A 17,395-nucleotide genomic window follows, 5' to 3' on the forward strand; every position below is an offset into this window, starting at 1 on the left:
TGGGCCCTGCACCGCTCATGACTCGGCCCGGGTGTCCACAGGCTGTGGACACCCGGGCCGAAGCGGTCGGGCGCGGGGCTCAGTTGCGTACCGTCAGGTACAGCCAGCCGCCCCAGGTGTCCGCGTTGCCGGTGTCCTTGGAGCTGTGGACGTACTCGGTGCGCACCCGGAACCGCTGGCCCGAGGAGACGTCGCTGTCCGAAGACCTGATCTCGACCAGGTCCGGGCAGAGCCTCGGGCCCCACGGCCCGCGGCCCTACGGCCCCCGACGGCCGGTCCGCCGGGGGCCGTAGGCACGCCGCCTTGCCGGCGGCCCTACCGGCGCGGGCCGCCGAAGCCGGCGAAGGTGTGGCTGAAGTACCAGGGGTCCTGGGCGATTCCGGAGCAGGCGTTGGCGCCGGCGGTGCCGACGCAGTCGCCGTTGTCGCGCTGGAGCGCCCAGAAGGAGAGGGTGTCGATGCCCTGGCCGGCGGCCCAGCGTTCGACGGTCGCGGCGTTCTGGGTGGTGAAGGTCTCCGCGGGGCCGTAGTCGTCGATGCCGGGCATCTCGGTGACGCCGACCATGCCCCACAGCTCCTTGGCGCTCTTGTGCGGGTAGAGGGCGTGCAGTTGGGCGTGCAGGCCGTCCGCGGCGGTCTTCGTGTCGGCGGCCATGTCGTGGGCGGCGCCGTCGTAGTAGTCGAACGTCATGATGTTGACGACGTCGACGCGCGCGTGGTCGGCGACGGCGTTCTGGAGGACCGCCAGGGCGTCGCCCTCCAGGCCCTTGGTGGTGGTCGGCAGGGTGTAGGAGAACTGGAGCGGCCGGCCGGTGCGTTCGGCCCAGCGCTCGGCCTTGGCGATCGCCTTGTTGCGGCGGTCGATTCCGGCCGTGTCGGCGAGGGAGTCCGCCTCGACGTCGAGGTCGATGCGGCTGATGCCGTACGTCGTGACGAGCTTCTCGTAGACGCCGGCGACGGCGTCCACGTCGGTGCAGCTGTCGGCGAGTTCGGTGCCGGTGGTGTCGGCGCCGTAGCCGCCGAAGGAGGGGATCGCGTTGCCGCCGCGGGCCTGGAGGGCGGCTATGTCGGCGCCGAAGGTGCTCCGGGCGATGGGCTGGGTGGCGTCGCCGTTCCAGTCGGCGGTGCAGGAACCCGCGGTGGGCGTCTGGAGGAAGGCGAGGGTGAGGTACTTGTTGCCGGACTCGGCGGCGAGCGCGGCGGGGCTCTCGCCGGTCCAGGCCTCGAAGTAGGGGGCCGCGACATGGGCGGGCATGGGCCTCGCCGCGTGCGCGGTGGCGTGCGGAGCCGCGTGCGCGGCGCCTGCCCCGAGGGCAACGAGCGCGGCGGACAGGGCGGTTGCGGGCAGGGCGTGCAGGGCACGAGTGCGTCTCATGGACGCCCATGATTGGACTAGACCAATTGACTGTCAAGACTCTTTACAATCATCAGACCCTTCCGGTCGCCGTGGCGTTCGACGGGGCGTCAGAAAGTGATGTTCTTGAGTCAGTTCCGGCCAAGAATTTTCATGCGAAGATTTGAACTGACCGTAAGAGAGTCATTAGGGTCTGTTGCCCGAACCTCTGCTCGGAAGGAGCTCGCCTCCGTGGCGTCCCACCGTCGTGCCAAGCAGCCGGGCCGCGCCCGCGTCACCGTGCTCACCTCCGCCGCCGCTGCCGCCGTGGCCCTGAGCGCGCAGGCGGCCAACGCCGCGCCCGCCGAGAAGCCGAGCAAGGACGAGGTCAAGTCCCGCGTCGACAAGCTCTACGAGCAGGCCGAGCAGGCCACCGAGAAGTTCAACGGGGCCAAGGAGAAGCAGGAGAAGCTGCAGAAGCAGATATCCGCGCTGCAGGACTCGGTCGCGCGCGGGCAGGACGAGCTGAACGAACTGCGGGACGGCATCGGCTCCATGGCCACCGCCCAGTACCGCAGCGGCGGCCTCGACCCCTCCCTCCAGCTGTTCCTCTCCTCCGACCCGGACAGCTACCTGGACAAGGCATCCACCCTCGACCAGTTGAGCGGCCAGCAGGTCGAGACGCTGAAGAAGATCCAGGCCAAACAGCGTGAACTGGCGCAGGAGCGGGCCGAGGCCACCGGCAAACTCCGGGATCTGGCCGCCACCCGCGCCGAACTGGGCAGGAAGAAGAAGGAGGTCCAGGGCAAGCTGGCGGAGGCGCAGAAGCTGCTCAACAGCCTCACGGCCGCCGAGAAGGCCGCGCTGAACGCCGAACAGGACCGGGCGAGCCGCTCGGCCAGTGCGCGCGTGGACCTCGGCGACGACACGTCCGCCACCGGCAGGGCCGCCGCCGCTTTCGCCGCCGCCAAGACCCGGCTCGGCAGCCCGTACGTCTACGGCGCGACCGGGCCGTCGTCCTTCGACTGCTCGGGCCTCACGTCCTGGGCCTACGCGCAGGCCGGCGTCTCCATACCCCGTACCTCCGAGTCCCAGGCGACGATCGGCACGAAGATCTACTCGGCCTCGGAACTCCAGGTCGGCGACCTGGTCTTCTTCTTCAACGACCTGCACCACGTGGGGTTGTACGCCGGCAACGGCCAGATCCTGCACGCGCCGCGCACCGGTACGGTCGTCCGCTACGAGTCGATGTCCACCATCGGCGGCCCGTTCATGTTCGGCGTCCGCGTCTGACCTGCGGTCGGCCTGACCGACGGATCCTCCTCGCCAACGCCCCGTCTGTAACGCCCCCGTCAGGGACGCGGGGAACTGCGCGACCAGCCACGACGGACCCGCGGCGGGCCACGCTCCGACACCGCCGGACGGTGGTACGACCGAGACTGCCACGAAGCGCCGTCAGCGGTCCGACGGCATCGTCGTGGCTTGTCGCGCAGTTCCCCGCGCCCCTGACGGGGCGCTGCACCGCCCGGCGTTACAGAGGCGGTCGCGCCCACGCGGCGGAGCCGCACATCAGACACAGCCCCGCGCCCCTGACGGGGCGCTGCACCGCCCGGCGTTGCAGTACCCGCGCCCCTGACAGGGCGTCGCTCAGGACTCTGTTTCTGGGCGGCCCTTGGTGGCCCAGTGGGTGTGGAAGGTGCCGGGGCGGTCGACGCGGGTGTAGGTGTGGGCGCCGAAGTAGTCGCGCTGGCCCTGGAGGAGGGCGGCGGGGAGTCGGCCCGCGCGGAGCGTGTCGTAGTGGGCGAGGGCCGCCGAGAACGCCGGGACGGGAATGCCCCGGCGGGCCGCGGACGCGACCGTCTCCCGCCACGGCACCTGCGCGTCCGCGATCTCCTGCGCGAACTCCGCCTCGGCCAGCAGGCTGACGAGGTCCGGGTCGGCCCCGTAGGCCGCGCGGATGCGGTCCAGGAAGGACGCGCGGATGATGCAGCCGCCCCGCCAGATCCGCGCCACCGCGCCGAGGTCGATCTTCCAGCCGTACTCGGCGGCCGCGTCCTGGATCATCGTCCAGCCCTGGTCGTAGGCGATGACCTTCGAGGCGTACAGGGCGTGTTCGACACGGGACGCGAAGCGGTCGGCCTCGGTGGCGCTGAGCGGGGGCGTGGTCCCGCCGGGCAGCCCGGCGTAGGCGGCGCGCAGCGCACCGCGGCCGGAGGCGGCGCGGGCGAACGTCGCCTGGGCGATCGCGGTGACCGGGGAGGCCAGGTCCAGCGCGGTCTGCACGGTCCAGCGCCCGGTACCCTTCTGCCCGGCCGCGTCGGTGACGACGTCGACGAAGGGCGCGCCGGTCGCGGCGTCGACGTGGGCGAGCACGTCGGCGGTGATCTCGATGAGGTAGGAGCCGAGGCGGCCGCCGTTCCACTCCCGGAAGATGTCGGCGATCTCGGTCGGCGGGTACCCGCCGACCTGGCGCAGCAGGTCGTAGGCCTCCGCGATGAGCTGCATGTCGGCGTACTCGATGCCGTTGTGGACCATCTTCACGAAGTGCCCGGCGCCGTCCGCCCCGACGTGCGCGGCGCACGGCTCACCGTCCACCTTGGCGCTGATGTCCTCGAACATCGGCCCGAGCACGGTGTACGACTCCACGGACCCGCCCGGCATGATCGACGGCCCGTGCAGCGCGCCCTCCTCGCCGCCGGAGACGCCGACGCCGACGAAGTGCAGGCCCTTCTCGCGCAGCGCGGCCTCGCGGCGACGGGTGTCGGCGAAGTGGGCGTTTCCGCCGTCGATGACGATGTCTCCCGGTTCGAGGAGCGGCACGAACTCGTCGATGACGGCGTCGGTGGCGGCGCCCGCCTGCACCATGATCATGAGCCGGCGGGGGCGTTCCAGGGCGGCGACGAACTCGGCGGCGGTCTCGGCACCGACGAAGTCGCCCTCGCTCCCGTACTCCTCCAGCAGCGCGCGGGTGCGGGCCGGGGTGCGGTTGTGGACGGCGACCGGGTAGCCGTGCCGGGCGAAGTTCCGGGCCAGGTTGCGGCCCATCACGCCGAGGCCGGTCACGCCGATGGCTGCGGATGCGTTCACGGGGGGACTCCGTTCTGCGGACGCGTGCTGTGCCCGGAGGTACGGGTGGACGGCGGGCGGGCGTTCATCCGAACAGGCGAAAGTCGTGGCGCCGGGCGCGTGGGGCCGCCCGTCGGCGGGCCGGTCGTCGGAGGATCCGAAGATGCGAACGAATGATCTACGGCTGCTCACCGCCGCGCTGATGCTCCTCCTGACCGGCGCGTTCCTCACCACGCCCGCCAAGGCCGACCAGCGCCCGGCCCACTGCGCCTTAGGCCGGCGCAGCAGCCCGTCCTCCGCGGCCGCCGCCCGCGACCACGGCACCCACGGCGGGGACCACACCGCTCGCACCGCCCGCTGGACCGCGCCCACGGTCCACTACCGGCTCACCGCCCGCTACGCCGCCAAGGGGCACCGCTGGAGACACCGGCACACCGGCCAGGACTTCGCGGTCCCCACCGGGACGCCCGTGTACGCCGTCGGGCCCGGCCGCGTGGTCGCCGCGACCTGCGGCGACGAGTTCGGCAACCAGGTGGTGTTACACCATCCCGACGGCTACTACACCCAGTACGGGCACCTGTCCGTGATCAGCGTCCGCCCCGGCCAGTGGGTGTCGGCGGGCCAGCTGGTCGGCGCGGCCGGCGCGACCGGCAACGCCGACGGCCCGCACCTCCACTTCGAGGTGCGCACCGCCCCGCGGCCGGGTTCCGCGGTGCCGCCGCTTCCGTGGCTGCGTCACCACGGCGTACCCGTACCGGCGCAGGCGTCCCCGGCGCACCCCCGCCCTCGCCCCCGCCCGGCCCCGAGCGCGCCGCCGAAGCCGAGCCCCGGAGGACCGGACCGGACCGGCAGACCCGGCAGGCCAGGCGGACCGGTCACCCCGCCGAGACCCGCGCCGACGTGGCACGGCCGACCGGACCCCCAGGCACCCCCGCCCGGCCAGTGGAACCCTGCGACACCCTGGGATCCGACCGCGCTGTGGGACACGACGACGCGGTGACGCCCCGCACGGCGGCCCCACCGGTACCACGCCGACAGCACGCAGGGTCACGGTATGACCACATGATGTGGTCCCCGCGTGCCGAGCGGCCAGACTGCCTCCATGGCACGTCTGAGGTTCCTGTGGGTCGCCGCGCTGGCCGCCCTCCTGCTGCTCCCCGTCTCCCGTCCGGAGACCCCACGGCCCGCCGCGCCCGGCCCGTTCGGGGCGTACGTCGGGTACGGCGCGGACGGGGTGCGGCGGGTGGCGGCGCTCGGGGACTGGCTGCGGGACGAACCCCGGGTCGGGCACACCTACCTGCCCGGCGACGTGTGGCGGAACATCGAGGGCGCCCCGGACTTCGTGCGGTCCTGGGCCCGTTGGCGGCGGGCCGAACCCGACCGGCTCCTCGTCCTCAACGTGCCGATGCTGGAACACACCGAGGCGCACGTCCCGGACGCCGAGGTCCGGCGCCAGCTGCAGATCGGGGCCGACGGCCGGTACGACGGCCACTTCCGGGCCCTGGCCCGCCGGCTGGTCGCGGTCGGCGCGCCGGACACCGTCGTCGTGCTGGGCTGGGAGATGAACGGGGACACCTACACCCACCGCTGCGGACCGGACACCGTCTCCTGGCGGGCGTACTGGCGGCGGATCGTGACGGCCATGCGGTCGGTGCCGGGCGCCCGGTTCCGGTTCGACTTCGCGCCGAACCGGGGGCTCGACGCCGTCCCCTGGACCGCGTGCTATCCGGGCGACGCGTACGTGGACGTGGTGGGGATGGACGCCTACGACGCCCCGCGGGGGATGTCCTTCGAGGAGCAGGTCACCGAGCCGTACGGGCTGCGGGCCCAGCTCGACTTCGCCCGCGCCCACGGCAAACCGGTCTCCTACCCCGAGTGGGGGCTGTACGAGAACGGCGACGACCCGGCGTACCTGCGCGCCATGCTGACCTGGTTCGCGGACACCCGCCCGCTGTACCAGACGATCACCGACTACTGCCCGCACGGTGTCTGGGGCTGCCGGGGCAACCCCAGGTCGACGGCCGTCTACCGGGCCCTGATGCGGAGCTGACCACCCGCCGCCTAGGAGTTCGCGCTCGACGGGCCGAAGAACTCGATCTCGGCGATGGCGACCTGGGTGCGGCCCGGTGCCCGGTACGACGAATCGATCGTGAAGCGGACGGAGACGACGTCCGCCGCCCGGAGGTCGCGGGTCTGGCCACCGGCCGTCTGGTCGAGGACGATGTCGCGGGTCAGGGTCTTGCCGTCGGCGGTCTTGATGGTCGCCGTCATGCGGTGCGGCAGGGCCGAGTTCTTCAGCTGGTCGTTGCGGGTCGACTCGCCGGACGTGATGACGACGTTCAGCAGACGGGTCGGTTCGTCGAAGCGCGCCTCGATCCACTCGCCCTCGCCGCCCCCGACGATGCCCGGACCCCACCACGTGTTGTTCAGCTTGTCGAAGAGCAGTTCCGGCTTGTGGCCCGCGTACGAGCGGGAGGCGCGGTAGCTGTCCGGGGAGACCGGGGCGCGCTTGGCGAAGTGGTCGCGGGTGGCGCTGATCGCCTTCGGGGTGTTGACCGCCAGGACGGTGACGCCGGTGAGGACGACGGCGGCGACGATCCAGGTGACGACGCGGTCGAAGGTGCGGCGGAGGCGGGGGCGGTCGCCTGCCCACGGGGTCTCCCGGCGGCGGAAGTCGAAGATGCGGCGCCACCAGGGGCGGCGGGCCGCGGGGCCGGTGTCCGGGTGGCCGGCCATGGGCATGGCGCAGCGGGTGCAGAAGTGACGGTCGGGGCGGTTGGGGGTGGCGCACCAGGGGCAGGGAGTGCCGCCGTGGGCGCCGAGGTCCTCGCCGGGGGCGCGGACGGCGGTGGGGCGTTGGGGGGTGGGGCGGCCGGGGAGGACCGGAGCGATGGGTTGGGCGGCCGGGGCGGGGGTGGGTTCGCTCACCGGGATGAGGAGGCGGCGGGCCCGGTCGTGGTCGTCGTCGGTTGTCTGCGGTGGGGAGGTGGGGAGGGGGGTGGTTTCGGCTGTGGGGGACGTGGCGGTGGATGGGGACTGGTCACGCAGTTCCCCGCGCCCCTCACGGGGCGCTGTCGTGGACGGCATCGACGGGGCGCCGTGGCCCTGAAGAGGCGCTGACGGGGCCGCCGCCTGCACGTCTCCGGTGCTCTGAGGGGGCGTTGGCGTGGCCGCTTGTGGTGCGGCAGCCGTCGCCGTTGTTGCGCGGAGGTCTCGGGTGGGCAGGCCGGTGTCGCCGTTTCTGCGGGTGAAGGCGTCCCAGCCGGGGGTGGGAGCAGGGGCGTCCGGCGGCTGGGACGGCTGCTCCTCCGTGGGTGCCCAGCTCAGGACCGCACCGCAGTCGTCGCAGAAGGACTGGCCCGGTTCGGCGACCGCGCCGCACTCCGTGCAGTTCCGGTTGGTCGTCATCGCTGCGGGGTCCTTTCGGCGGACGCGGTCACCTGGACCGAGTAGGGCATGTGAGCGGGGCGGGCGGCGGCCACCAGGCGTTCCAGGCGGACCTCGTCGGCGGGGGTGGGAGAGGGAAGCGTGAGGTGGACGTGGAGGTGGGGGCGCGGGGCGCCGGGGAAGGCGCCGAGCGGGCGGGCGCTCCAGGTCGCGCCGCCGCTCTCGGTGATCTCCGGTGCCACGCCGAAGGCCAGCCGGACCGTCTCCGACAGGCCCTGGCGGGTGCCCCGGATCCGGTGCAGGCGGGCGGCCGCGGCCACCGCCGCGCGCAGCAGCGGCTCCGGCTCCGTGCCGTCGGTCTCCGCGCCGACCCAGGTGCCGAGCCACTCCGCGAAGTCCAGCGGGGCCAGCGCCGGGTCGAAGTAGCTGGGCAGGCAGTCGAGGACGTTGGGGATCGGGGCGATCACGTCGTCCAGGCCGGCGACGAAGCGCAGCGCGAGGTCGTCGTCGGCGAAGACCGCGGGGAGCATCGGGCCGATGGGGACGGAGGAGCCGAGGCCGTCGACGGATCCTCTCAACGGGAGCCTCCGGTCACGTCGTTGCCGGTCATTCGCCGATCACCCGCACCCGGTGGTCGTAGGAGAAGACGAGGGACGGGGCGTCCAGGTCGATACGGTCGGTCGGGTCGCCGCGCTTGCCGGTGAGCGGGTCGGCGGGGTGCAGGACGACCTCGTCGACGAGCTCGACGCCGGGGACGCGCTGCAGCACCGCGAAGACCTCGCCGGCCTGCACCGGGCGCCCGAACGGCCAGCCCTTGCCGTCCGCACCGCCGGTCAGCGGGTCGAGGTGGCGGTAGAGGGCGTCGTGGGCCTGGCGGCGGACCCGGTCGACGTCCACGCCGCGGAAGGCGTGCACGGTGGCGACGACCGTGACGCCCTGGTAGAAGGGCGGCCCGACCGCGAGCCGGGTGCCGATCAGCCGGCGTTCGTCGAGGTAGCGGGTGATGCGGTCCAGCAGGGCGTCGCCGGGGACGAGTTGCTCGAAGCGGAGCCGGCCGCCCGGATCGGGGACCGCCTGGGGCACCACCAGGACCCGGACCGCGTACGAACCGTGCTCGCTCTCCTCGCCCTCCAGGCAGGTGATCCGGGCCGTCTCCGGCGCGGCGCGACGGGCCAGCTCCTCGTAGTCGCGCAGGGTCACCGCCCGCTCCTGGGCGCGCAGGGTGATGGGCGCGCGCACCTTCGCCTCGGCGACCGTCTCGCCGTCGACCCCGCCCCGCGCGGCCTCCCGGTTGACGACCTCCGCGACGTACGGGATGGAGGAGCGCAGGATCTGCACGGCTCCGCGGGCCACGTTGCCGTCCCGGCCGCCGCCGGTGCGGTAGCGGCGGGCCCGGACGACGGCGCCCTTCGGGGCCACCGCGCCGTACTGGCGCAGCGAGCCGTCGGGTTCGCGGACCGCCGGGCCGAAGGCGATCTCGCCGGTGGTCGCGTCGAGGGTGATGTGCCGGTCGTACGGCCCGGAGGCCGCGAAGTGCGGGACGACCTGCCAGTCCACCCAGCCTTCCGCACCGTCGTGCTCGGCGGTCTGCAGCAGGAGCGGCGGGCTGTCGCCGACGACGGGGGCGTGGGCGAGCCTGAGGCGCTGGCCGGGCAGCCCGGTGGACTCGCCGAGCGCCTCGTCCTCGACGGTCTCCGCGTGGACGGCGGCCGTGGTGCCGCCCACCGTGCAGGCCTCGACGAACCGGACCGTCGGGGAGGTGGTGTAGAAGGGCTGGTCGGCGTGGGGTTCGGTGACCCGGCAGCGCAGCCAGCTGGCCTCCAGGCCGCCGTTGCGGGAGAGCACGTGGCCGCCGGGGACGTGCAGCACGACCTCGCCGGGGCGGTTGAGGCCGCCGGTGCCGTCCCGGTCGACCTCGCACTCCTTCCAGCCGTCCTCCGTCCACGCCTCCCACACCAGCGGGGGCTGGCGCGGGTCCACGCCGACACCGTCGACCCGGCTGTCCAGGTCCAGGGCGACCGCGCAGTGCGGGACGGCGGCGGACAGGCCGAGCAGCATGCAGTCACCGGGGTTCGGGGACTCGGTGAAGCACAGCAGGTCCTTGCCCTCGGCCAGCTCGTGGGTGAGGTCGACGACGGCCGCGCCCTCCTGCTGCCGCAGCAGGTGCCGCAACTCGCTCGGCACGATGGTCAGTTCACGCTCGGTGGCGAAGACCACCGCCTCCTGCGTCTCGGTGCGGCGGGTCGCCACCTCGGTGCCGACCGGCACCGGGACCGCCTCCTCCTGGGCCGCCGACAGCCAGAACGTGACGTCCGTGCGGGCGGCGGAGGGCGGGAACAGCGTGATGCCGACCAGGTCCAGGAAGGCGAGGTGGTTCTTCTCCGGGACCCGGTTGAGCCGGTACACGAGCTGGTCGGCCATGTGCGCGACCGTCTCCACCAGCGTGATGCCGGGGTCGGAGACGTTGTGGTCGGTCCACTCCGGGGCGCGCTGCTGGATGTAACGCTTGGCGTCGTCGACGAACTGCTGGAAGCGCCGGTCGTCGAGGTTCGGGGAGGGCAGGGCCATCGGGATCAGCGGTCGCTTTCGGAGGAGTCCGGGGAGGCGGGGGGCAGGTCCGGCTCGTCGTGGGAGGGGATGACGTAGAAGGGGAAGACCAGGCTGCGCGGGTTGTTGGTGCCGCGGATCGAGTAGCGGACGTCGATCAGCAGCACGCTCGGGTCGGCACCGGTGCTGACCTCGACGTCCTCGACCTCGATCCGCGGCTCCCAGCGGTCGAGGCTGGCGTGCACCTCGTGCTGGATGCGGCCGGCCGTCTGCTCGTTGACGGGCGCGAAGACGAGGTCGTGGATGGCGCAGCCGAACTCCGGCCGCATCGGGCGCTCGCCCGGGGCCGTGGAGAGGACGAGGCGGATGGCCTCCTCCACCTCCTTCTCGCCGCTGACCAGGGCGATGCCGCCGGTAGGCCCGATCCGCAGCGGGAACGACCAGCCGGAGCCGACGAACTGCTCTGCCATCAGTCCCGCACCCGCCCCTCGGGGAAGACCTCGCGCCCGCTCATGCCGGGACCACCATCACCGTCAGCCCGCCCATCATCAGGTTGCCCAGCACCGGCACCTCGGGGGCCTGGATCCCGACCGTGGTGAGGGAGCTGATCGCGACGGCGGCGTTGCCGCGCAGCGACAGGGCGGCGTTCGCCATCACGTTCACGGCGGCGGCGTTCACGGAGACCGCGCCCGCGGGCGCCTTGATGTCGACGAGTTCCCCGCTCTGCAGGGACAGCGGTCCCCCGCTCCTGATGCTGAGCGCGCCCCCCGCCTTCAGGGACAGGTTCGCGCCCGCCTCCACCGACACCGACCTGCTGCCCTTGATGGAGACGCTGCCCTTGCTGTCCACGGTGATCTCGGTCTTCTGCCGGTCCAGGAAGACGGTGAGCTTGTCGTCGCCGCTGGCCAGCCGGACGCCCTGTTTGCGGCCCCGCTGGTCGAGCAGGTCCATGCGGTTGCCGGTCCGGTCGGAGACGGTGTGCCGGGTGGCCCGGCCGCGCATGCCGTCGTGCAGCGGCACGTCCTTGACCCGGGTCGGCTTGTCCTTGCCGTTGTAGAGGCCGCCGATGACGTACGCGTGGTCGAGGGCGCCCCGGTCGAAGGCGACCAGCACCTCGTCGCCCACGTCCATCGGGAAGACGCCGCCGCCGCGCACCCCGCCCCATTGCATGGTCCGGGTCCAGTCGCTGACGTAGGTGTCGTCCAGCCATGGGAACTTGAGCTTCACCCGGCCCTGCTGGAGCGGGTCCTGCACGTCGGTGACGAGGGCCTGCGCCACGCTGAGCTGCCGGTCGCCGCCGGCGTCCCCGCCGCCGCCGGAGGCCACGCCGTAGAGCGACCGCCACTGCCGGCCGCTGACGGTCACCCAGGTCTCGTAGTGCTTGGCGTCGCCGAAGACGTGCCGTACCGAGGTGACCGTGTACTTCCCCTCGAAGGGGTCCCCGACGTCCGCGAGCGCCACCGGAACCCCCGGCCGCAGCTTCGGGTTGCCCCGCACGACCACCTCCACCTCGGCGAACGTCGAGGTGACGTCGTCGGAGAGGGCGTCGGCCGCGTACTTCACCTCGGTCTGCTTGTCGTACGGCGTACGCGTCTCGACCAGCTTCGACGTCTTGAACTCGCGGGCCGCCTGGGCCGGGGTGGTGCCGATGCTGTAGCCGGTGTTGCCCGCGGGGGTCACCGTCGCCGTGAGCGTCTTCTTCGTCCGGACGTCCCAGCCCCGCGACTCGACCTTGTTCACCTGGTCGGAGGCGGTGACCGCGGTGCGCAGCCGCAGGATGTCGTGCCCGGCCTCCAGCACGAACGGGCTCCTGTCGCCGTCGGTCTGCGGCGACGGCGCCCCGGAGGCGCTCTTCGGCTTCACGAACTGGAACTTGCCGTCCGCGTCGACGGACATCACCATCTCGTTCTCGTCGGCGAGCCGGGACAGGAAGTCCCAGTCGGTGACGTTCGACTGGCTGATGAACTCGTAGACGGTCCTGGTGGCCTGGATCCGCCCGATCGGCACGCCGTCCTGCGCGGCCAGCTTGCGGGCGATGTCCGAGGCGGTCTGGTTGCGGTAGGCGACGACACGGCGCTGCCGCATCAGCCGGAACCCGTAGTCGTAGCCCCGGACCACGGCGTAGCTGCCGGTGCCGTCGTACTCGGCCTCCATCCCGGTGACCTCGCCGGTGAGCAGCGGGTCGCCGGTGCCCTGGCCGTCGGAGACCGGCGTGATCACCACCGGGGTGCCGAACTGCACGCCCAGCTTGCCCAGCAGCTTGCGGGCCGGGTCGCGGAAGGTCAGCTGGAAGGCGGCGGGCACCCCGACGCCCTGGTCCACGTGGGCGTCGACGAGGTACCGCCCGTACTCCGAGGTGGCGGTCAGCTCCTTGCCGCCGATGACGACCTTGACGACGTTCGAGAAAGCGTGCTTCACCATCAGGACCGCACCTCCTCGGCGGCCGGCAACACCAGTTCCGTGCCCGTGGGCAGCCATCCCGGGTCGTCGATGTCGTTCGCCTCCGCGATCGCCCGCCAGGCGGCCGCGCTGCCGTACTCGCGCCAGGCCAGCGACTGCAGCGAGTCCCCGGCGACGACCCGGTGCACGCGCTGCGCGGTGAGCGCGCCGGACGTCGGGTTCTGTCCGGCGGTCTTGCTCGGGATCTCGTGCAGCTGGAGCCGGCAGCTGGCCCGGATGGGCATCCCGCTCGTCCCGAAGAGCGAGTAGGACACGTCCGCCGAGGCGACGTACGCCGTGAAGTTGGCCGTCGAGAACGAGCCCCACTGGAAGACCACCCAGGGCGGCGACGGCTGCTTGGCGGCGATGCTCTTGCTGGTGACCTCGCAGCAGGCCAGCAGCGACTCCACCTTCTTCATCACGTCGTTGCTGTCCGGGTCGTCGGACCGGTCCAGGAAGATCTCCACGCTCATCTCGCGCGGGTGGGTGCCGAGGAACTCCGGCAGCGCGCCGTCCCGTTCGATCGGCGCCGCCGACGACTTCCAGTCCGCCCGGCGCGCGATGGACAGCTGCGCCGGGTTGAACTCGAAGCCGAACGTCTTGATGATGCCGCCCGGACTGGTGCTGGTGCCCACGGGCGGCTCGTGAATCGCGAGGGTGGCCCGCACGAGGCTCTTGCCGGCGCCCCGGCTGCTCCTGGCCATGGTCTGCTCTGCCTCTCAGTCCGTGAATCCGTGGTGGGCGATCTCCAGGACCTCCGTGGCCACGGACGGACTGCCCGCGTCCAGGGAGGGCCCCTGCCAGCTCACCGGCAGTACGTCCAGCAGCCCCCACCGGGCCACCTCCGAGCCGTCCGCGCGCAGCGCCGTGATCTGCCCGGTGGGCCGCTCGATCCCCGTCTGCACGGACGAGATCCACTTCGCGACCTTCGTGGTGTCCGGGGTCAGCGGACGGGTCAGCCGGATGTGGGAGAACGTGACCCGGGTGGGCAGCTGCCACACGAACCCGTTGTTCCCGCCCTCCTGCCGCTGCTCGATCTCCACCTGGGACGACAGTCCCTCGCACCCGTTGAAGTAACCGAGGTCCTCACCGTCGATGGAGAGGCTGAACCAGACCGTGGTTCCCGGGTCCTGACGGTCCATCAGGGGCCTTTCTGTGGAGTGGTGCGGGGCTGCGGAGGGGCTGCGCGGTCGTCGTGACCGGGGCGGTCAGGGGCGGTCAGAGGCGGTCAGGGGCGGAAGTCGCGGAGTTTCCCGACGCGTTCGCGGTCACGGCGGAGTTCGGTGCGGACGTGGCGGGTGATCCGGTCGATGATCCGGTGGACGAGGGCGTCCACCTGGAACTCGGTGAGGGCGCGGGGGTCGAAACCGCCGCCCTCGACCGCCGTGTAACCGGGCGGCGGATCGTCCGGGGGCGGCGGCTGGCGGGACGTCCGGGTCCGCGGCGCCTCGGCACGGGCGGTGTGGGTGGCCGACGTCTTGGCCGAGGAGGACGTGGCCTGGCCGACGGGAAGCGCGGTGGTGAGAGCGTCGCGCTGGACGGTGGGCCGGCCGCGGGGGGCGGCGGGGAGGACCGGAAGGACGGGGAGGGAGGCGGTGGCGGAGATCGGGGTGGTCGGCCGCAGCGGGACGGGTTGCGCGGGCCCGGCGGCGGAGGTGGTGACGGCCGGTTTGACGCGCAGGGCGGCGGGCGCGGTCGCGGCGCGCTGCACCGCGAGGGGCAACGGTCCCACCGGTCCCACCGGTCCGGCCGGAGGCGGGACGGCGCCGGGGAGGGGCGCCGGTTGCGTCTGCCGCTGCGCGGCTGCCGGACGGCCCGCGGGCATGACGGGGGCGGCGGGGGTCGCGGTGCGCTGGACGAAGGGAGGAAACGGGGAAGGGGGTGCGGCCATCGCCGACGGGCGGGCCGTGGCGGGCGCGGGAGGAGAGGGGGGCGGCGGCGTCGCGGAGCCGGCGGGGGCGGACGGGGCACGGTTGGCCTTGGTCGTCGGCAGGGCGGGGGCTGACGCCGGCTGTCCGGGCCGGGGCGCTGCGGGTGCCCGACCGGAAGAGCGCGCCGACCGGTCACCCGGAGAACCACTCGACGCCGGCTGCCGCTGCACGGCGGGCGCCGCCGACGGCGGGCCGGCCGACCTCACGGCAGCCGGGCCCGCGAAGGGGGCGCCGAGACCGAGACGGGGCGCGCCGGAGGCGGCGGTCGTGGCGGCACGCTGTACGGGGGCGGACGCGGAGGCTGACGCGGGGGGCGGCGCTGTCGCCGGGGTGGGCCGGGCCGCCGGGACCGGGCCCGGGGACGACGCGGCGGGTCCGTGCGCACGCGGGCCTGGCGATGCCGACGCATCCGGCACCGGAGCTCCCGGTACGACGGCATCGGAGGAGACCTGCGGGCTGCCCGCCGACCGCCGCTGCACGGACGCCTCCGGACCACCGCTCCCGGACGCGCGCGGAAGCGGAGCGCCGAGGCCGGGGCGCGGGGCACCCGGAGCCGTCGCTCCACGCTCGGGCGTTGCCGCCGTGTTCGGGGCGCCGGGCGTGGTGCCCTGGCGGCCGGGGCCACCCGGCAGCATCGGCACGGCAGCAGGTACTGCTCCCCGCTCTGCCGGACGGGCAGCTTCCCGTACGGCGTCGACGGCACTCTCGGCGACCCGTCGCTGCACGGTCGCCTCGCGGCCACCGCTCGCGTCGGTGAACCGGGAGGCCCGCACGCTCCGCTGGACGGCCGGGACACCGGGGGCGGCAGGTGTGGCACCGACAGCGGGCGAAGCAGCGGCGGCGGATCGGGGGCCGGTGGCTTGGAGGCCGCCGGCCTGGCTGCCGGTTGCTTGCGTGCCGGTTGATGCGGCTGCGCTGGTGGTGCCGGTGGAGGCCGTGCCGGTGGTGCCGGTAGCGGCAGTGCCGGTGGGACCGGTGGACGCTGTGCCGGTGGTGCCGGTGGTGGTCTTGCCGGTGGTGCCGGTAGCGGCAGTGCCGGTGGGACCGGTGGACGCTGTGCCGGTGGTGCCGGTGGTGGTCATGCCGGTGTTGCCGGTAGCGGCAGTGCCGGTGGGACCGGTGGACGCTGTGCCGGTGGTGCCGGTGGTGGTCATGCCGGTGCTGGCTGTTGAGCTGATGCCGGTGCTGCCGGTGCCGCTGGCGGCTTCCGTGCCGGTGACACCGGTGGACGTCGCGCCGGACCCGGGTGCCGGTGCCGGTTTCGCCCCCGTGCGGCCGCTCTGCGGCGACGGTGGGGTGGACCGGGCGGACGGGTCCTGGACGGTACGGCGCTGCACGGGGGCCGGGCCGGGGCTGCCCGGCTGCTGCTCCGGAGCCGTCAACGGCTTGCCCGGCGGCAGCGGTGGGGCCGGGGTGTCACCCCCGCTGACCGCCTGCCGTTGCACGGGGGTCCGCGCCCCGGCGCCGGGCATGCCGGCAGACCCGCCGTTGCCCGGGGGCGTTGCGGATGCCGAGGGTGGCGCAGGGGCCGTGGCAGGGGCGGGAGGACGCGCCGGGGTCGGCGACGCGGGGGCCGTGCGGCCCGTGGACCCAGGCACCACGGACGCCGAGGCCGCACCACCAGCACCGGCACCAGCACCGGCACCGGCACGGCTAGCGCTACTGGCACTGGCACTGGCACTGGCACTGGCACTGGCACTGGCACTGGCACCGCTACTGGCACTGCTACCGCTACCGCTACCGGCACTGCCACCGGCACTGCTACCGCCACCGGCACTGGCACCGCTGCCGCCGCGGCTACCGGCACCGGCGGAGGATGCTCTGGTCGGCCCCGGAGTCGTCATGCGCGGCCGGGCGGAAGCCGGGCCGGCGCCGGACGCGGACCGCTGTACGACGGCAGGTGCCGGTGTCCCTCCGGACGCGGCGGCCCGCGGAGCGCCGGCGGAGGGGGTGCGGCCGTCACCGCGTGGGCGCGACCAGCCCCCGGTCACCGGCACCGGTCCCCCACCGCCGCTCTCGACCGCCCCCGGTACGGCCCCGGCCACCCCCGTCGCACCGCCCGCTCGGTCACTCTCCCCCGACGTCGGCACCGCACCCTCGGTGGCCGTCACCCGCGGCGCCGACGGCAACGTACGCCGCTGCACAGCCGCCACCGTCGTGCTCGCCGGCGCCGTCGTGAGCGCGCTGCGGCGCGGCGGGACGGGAGGGGCCGGCGCAACGCGCGGACCGGTGGCCGGAGCCGGGGCGACCGGAGTCGGCTGCGGCGCCCACGCCACCGGCACCGCCGCCGAAGCGGCAGGGGAAGCGGAAGCCGGGGCCGTCGGCGGGACCGACCGCTGGACAGCGGGCGTCGCCCGCTGCCCGGCCCGCCCCACGGAGGGCGTCGGCGTCGGCGCACCGGTCGCGTTCCGCACGGCTCCTGATGTACCCCCCGTCCCCGGCGCAGCCGCACCACCACCGGGCCGCCCCGCCAACGGCACCCGCTGCACCACGGGCGCCCCCGAACCAGCCGAACCAGCCGAACCAGCGGACCCCGGCGCCCCGGCAGACCCCATCGCCGCCCCAGGCCTCCCAGCCTCCCGAGACCCGACGGCCCCGGCGAACCCGGCAGACCCAGCAGACCCGACGGCCCCAGACCCAGCAGCCCCGGCCGACCCGCTTGCGATCGCCCGCAACGGCACCACCGGAACCGA

13 protein-coding genes are annotated in these 17,395 nt (G+C 73.8%); 3 read left to right on the top strand and 10 right to left on the bottom strand.

Going from position 1 to position 17,395, the window contains the following annotated elements; translation table 11 throughout:
* Nucleotides 1–315: 315 nt before the first annotated feature.
* Nucleotides 316–1,374 (bottom strand): chitinase, encoded by a 1,059-nt coding sequence (locus AB0M11_RS04270; protein WP_365701152.1) that lies wholly within the window; start codon nucleotides 1,372–1,374, stop codon nucleotides 316–318.
* A 210-nt stretch (nucleotides 1,375–1,584) separates the two neighbouring features.
* On the opposite strand from AB0M11_RS04270, the gene AB0M11_RS04275 reads away from it, so the two are divergent.
* Entirely contained in the window at nucleotides 1,585–2,625 is a 1,041-nt protein-coding gene (locus AB0M11_RS04275; RefSeq protein WP_365701154.1) for an NlpC/P60 family protein, read from the top strand.
* Nucleotides 2,626–2,979: 354 nt separating this feature from the next.
* On the opposite strand, the gene gndA is transcribed toward AB0M11_RS04275, so the two are convergent.
* Nucleotides 2,980–4,419, bottom strand: coding sequence for an NADP-dependent phosphogluconate dehydrogenase (gene gndA, locus AB0M11_RS04280; protein WP_365701156.1), 1,440 nt, complete (start codon nucleotides 4,417–4,419; stop codon nucleotides 2,980–2,982).
* 142 nt (nucleotides 4,420–4,561) lie between these two features.
* On the opposite strand from gndA, the gene AB0M11_RS04285 reads away from it, so the two are divergent.
* Together AB0M11_RS04285 and AB0M11_RS04290 are read left to right on the top strand one after the other, a co-directional pair.
* The gene (locus AB0M11_RS04285) at nucleotides 4,562–5,398 is read left to right on the top strand and encodes a M23 family metallopeptidase (protein WP_365701158.1); all 837 of its coding nucleotides are present in this window, start codon (nucleotides 4,562–4,564) and stop codon (nucleotides 5,396–5,398) included.
* Between the two features lie 102 nt (nucleotides 5,399–5,500).
* Nucleotides 5,501–6,448 (top strand): glycosyl hydrolase, encoded by a 948-nt coding sequence (locus AB0M11_RS04290; RefSeq protein WP_365701160.1) that lies wholly within the window; start codon nucleotides 5,501–5,503, stop codon nucleotides 6,446–6,448.
* A gap of 11 nt (nucleotides 6,449–6,459) precedes the next feature.
* On the opposite strand, the gene AB0M11_RS04295 is transcribed toward AB0M11_RS04290, so the two are convergent.
* The 8 genes from AB0M11_RS04295 to AB0M11_RS04330 all read right to left on the bottom strand — a co-directional run bounded on the left by AB0M11_RS04295 (nucleotide 6,460) and on the right by AB0M11_RS04330 (nucleotide 14,503).
* Nucleotides 6,460–7,806: a zinc ribbon domain-containing protein gene (locus AB0M11_RS04295; RefSeq protein WP_365701162.1), complete on the bottom strand. Its 1,347-nt coding sequence runs from the start codon at nucleotides 7,804–7,806 to the stop codon at nucleotides 6,460–6,462.
* A complete protein-coding gene (locus tag AB0M11_RS04300; RefSeq protein ID WP_365701353.1) occupies nucleotides 7,803–8,315 on the bottom strand; it encodes a phage tail protein in 513 nt (170 codons plus the stop codon). Before AB0M11_RS04300 ends, AB0M11_RS04295 begins: the two co-directional genes overlap by 4 nt.
* A 76-nt stretch (nucleotides 8,316–8,391) precedes the next feature.
* Nucleotides 8,392–10,353, bottom strand: coding sequence for a putative baseplate assembly protein (locus AB0M11_RS04305; RefSeq protein WP_365701164.1), 1,962 nt, complete (start codon nucleotides 10,351–10,353; stop codon nucleotides 8,392–8,394).
* Nucleotides 10,354–10,358: 5 nt separating this feature from the next.
* The gene (locus tag AB0M11_RS04310) at nucleotides 10,359–10,802 is read right to left on the bottom strand and encodes a GPW/gp25 family protein (RefSeq protein WP_365701166.1); all 444 of its coding nucleotides are present in this window, start codon (nucleotides 10,800–10,802) and stop codon (nucleotides 10,359–10,361) included.
* A gap of 40 nt (nucleotides 10,803–10,842) precedes the next feature.
* On the bottom strand, nucleotides 10,843–12,753 hold the full coding sequence (locus AB0M11_RS04315; RefSeq protein WP_365701168.1) for a VgrG-related protein: 1,911 nt from the start codon (nucleotides 12,751–12,753) through the stop codon (nucleotides 10,843–10,845).
* The gene (locus AB0M11_RS04320; protein WP_365701170.1) at nucleotides 12,753–13,475 is read right to left on the bottom strand and encodes a LysM peptidoglycan-binding domain-containing protein; all 723 of its coding nucleotides are present in this window, start codon (nucleotides 13,473–13,475) and stop codon (nucleotides 12,753–12,755) included. Before AB0M11_RS04320 ends, AB0M11_RS04315 begins: the two co-directional genes overlap by 1 nt.
* 15 nt (nucleotides 13,476–13,490) lie before the next feature.
* Nucleotides 13,491–13,913 (bottom strand): phage tail protein, encoded by a 423-nt coding sequence (locus AB0M11_RS04325; RefSeq protein ID WP_181806069.1) that lies wholly within the window; start codon nucleotides 13,911–13,913, stop codon nucleotides 13,491–13,493.
* Between the two features lie 86 nt (nucleotides 13,914–13,999).
* The gene (locus tag AB0M11_RS04330; RefSeq protein ID WP_365701172.1) at nucleotides 14,000–14,503 is read right to left on the bottom strand and encodes a hypothetical protein; all 504 of its coding nucleotides are present in this window, start codon (nucleotides 14,501–14,503) and stop codon (nucleotides 14,000–14,002) included.
* Between the last annotated feature and the right edge of the window lie 2,892 nt (nucleotides 14,504–17,395).

It is taken from the genome of Streptomyces sp. NPDC051987, assembly GCF_040680735.1.
GTDB lineage: Bacteria > Actinomycetota > Actinomycetes > Streptomycetales > Streptomycetaceae > Streptomyces.

Bases quoted from the DNA above. Each gene is read 5' to 3' on its own strand.
- AB0M11_RS04315 (WP_365701168.1), bottom strand. From the start codon at position 12,753: ATGGTGAAGCACGCTTTCTCGAACGTCGTCAAGGTCGTCATCGGCGGC.
- AB0M11_RS04295 (WP_365701162.1), bottom strand. From the start codon at position 7,806: ATGACGACCAACCGGAACTGCACGGAGTGCGGCGCGGTCGCCGAACCG.
- AB0M11_RS04320 (WP_365701170.1), bottom strand. From the start codon at position 13,475: ATGGCCAGGAGCAGCCGGGGCGCCGGCAAGAGCCTCGTGCGGGCCACC.
- AB0M11_RS04270 (WP_365701152.1), bottom strand. From the start codon at position 1,374: ATGAGACGCACTCGTGCCCTGCACGCCCTGCCCGCAACCGCCCTGTCC.
- AB0M11_RS04290 (WP_365701160.1), top strand. From the start codon at position 5,501: ATGGCACGTCTGAGGTTCCTGTGGGTCGCCGCGCTGGCCGCCCTCCTG.
- AB0M11_RS04310 (WP_365701166.1), bottom strand. From the start codon at position 10,802: ATGGCAGAGCAGTTCGTCGGCTCCGGCTGGTCGTTCCCGCTGCGGATC.
- AB0M11_RS04305 (WP_365701164.1), bottom strand. From the start codon at position 10,353: ATGGCCCTGCCCTCCCCGAACCTCGACGACCGGCGCTTCCAGCAGTTC.
- AB0M11_RS04300 (WP_365701353.1), bottom strand. From the start codon at position 8,315: ATGCTCCCCGCGGTCTTCGCCGACGACGACCTCGCGCTGCGCTTCGTC.
- AB0M11_RS04285 (WP_365701158.1), top strand. From the start codon at position 4,562: ATGCGAACGAATGATCTACGGCTGCTCACCGCCGCGCTGATGCTCCTC.
- AB0M11_RS04325 (WP_181806069.1), bottom strand. From the start codon at position 13,913: ATGGACCGTCAGGACCCGGGAACCACGGTCTGGTTCAGCCTCTCCATC.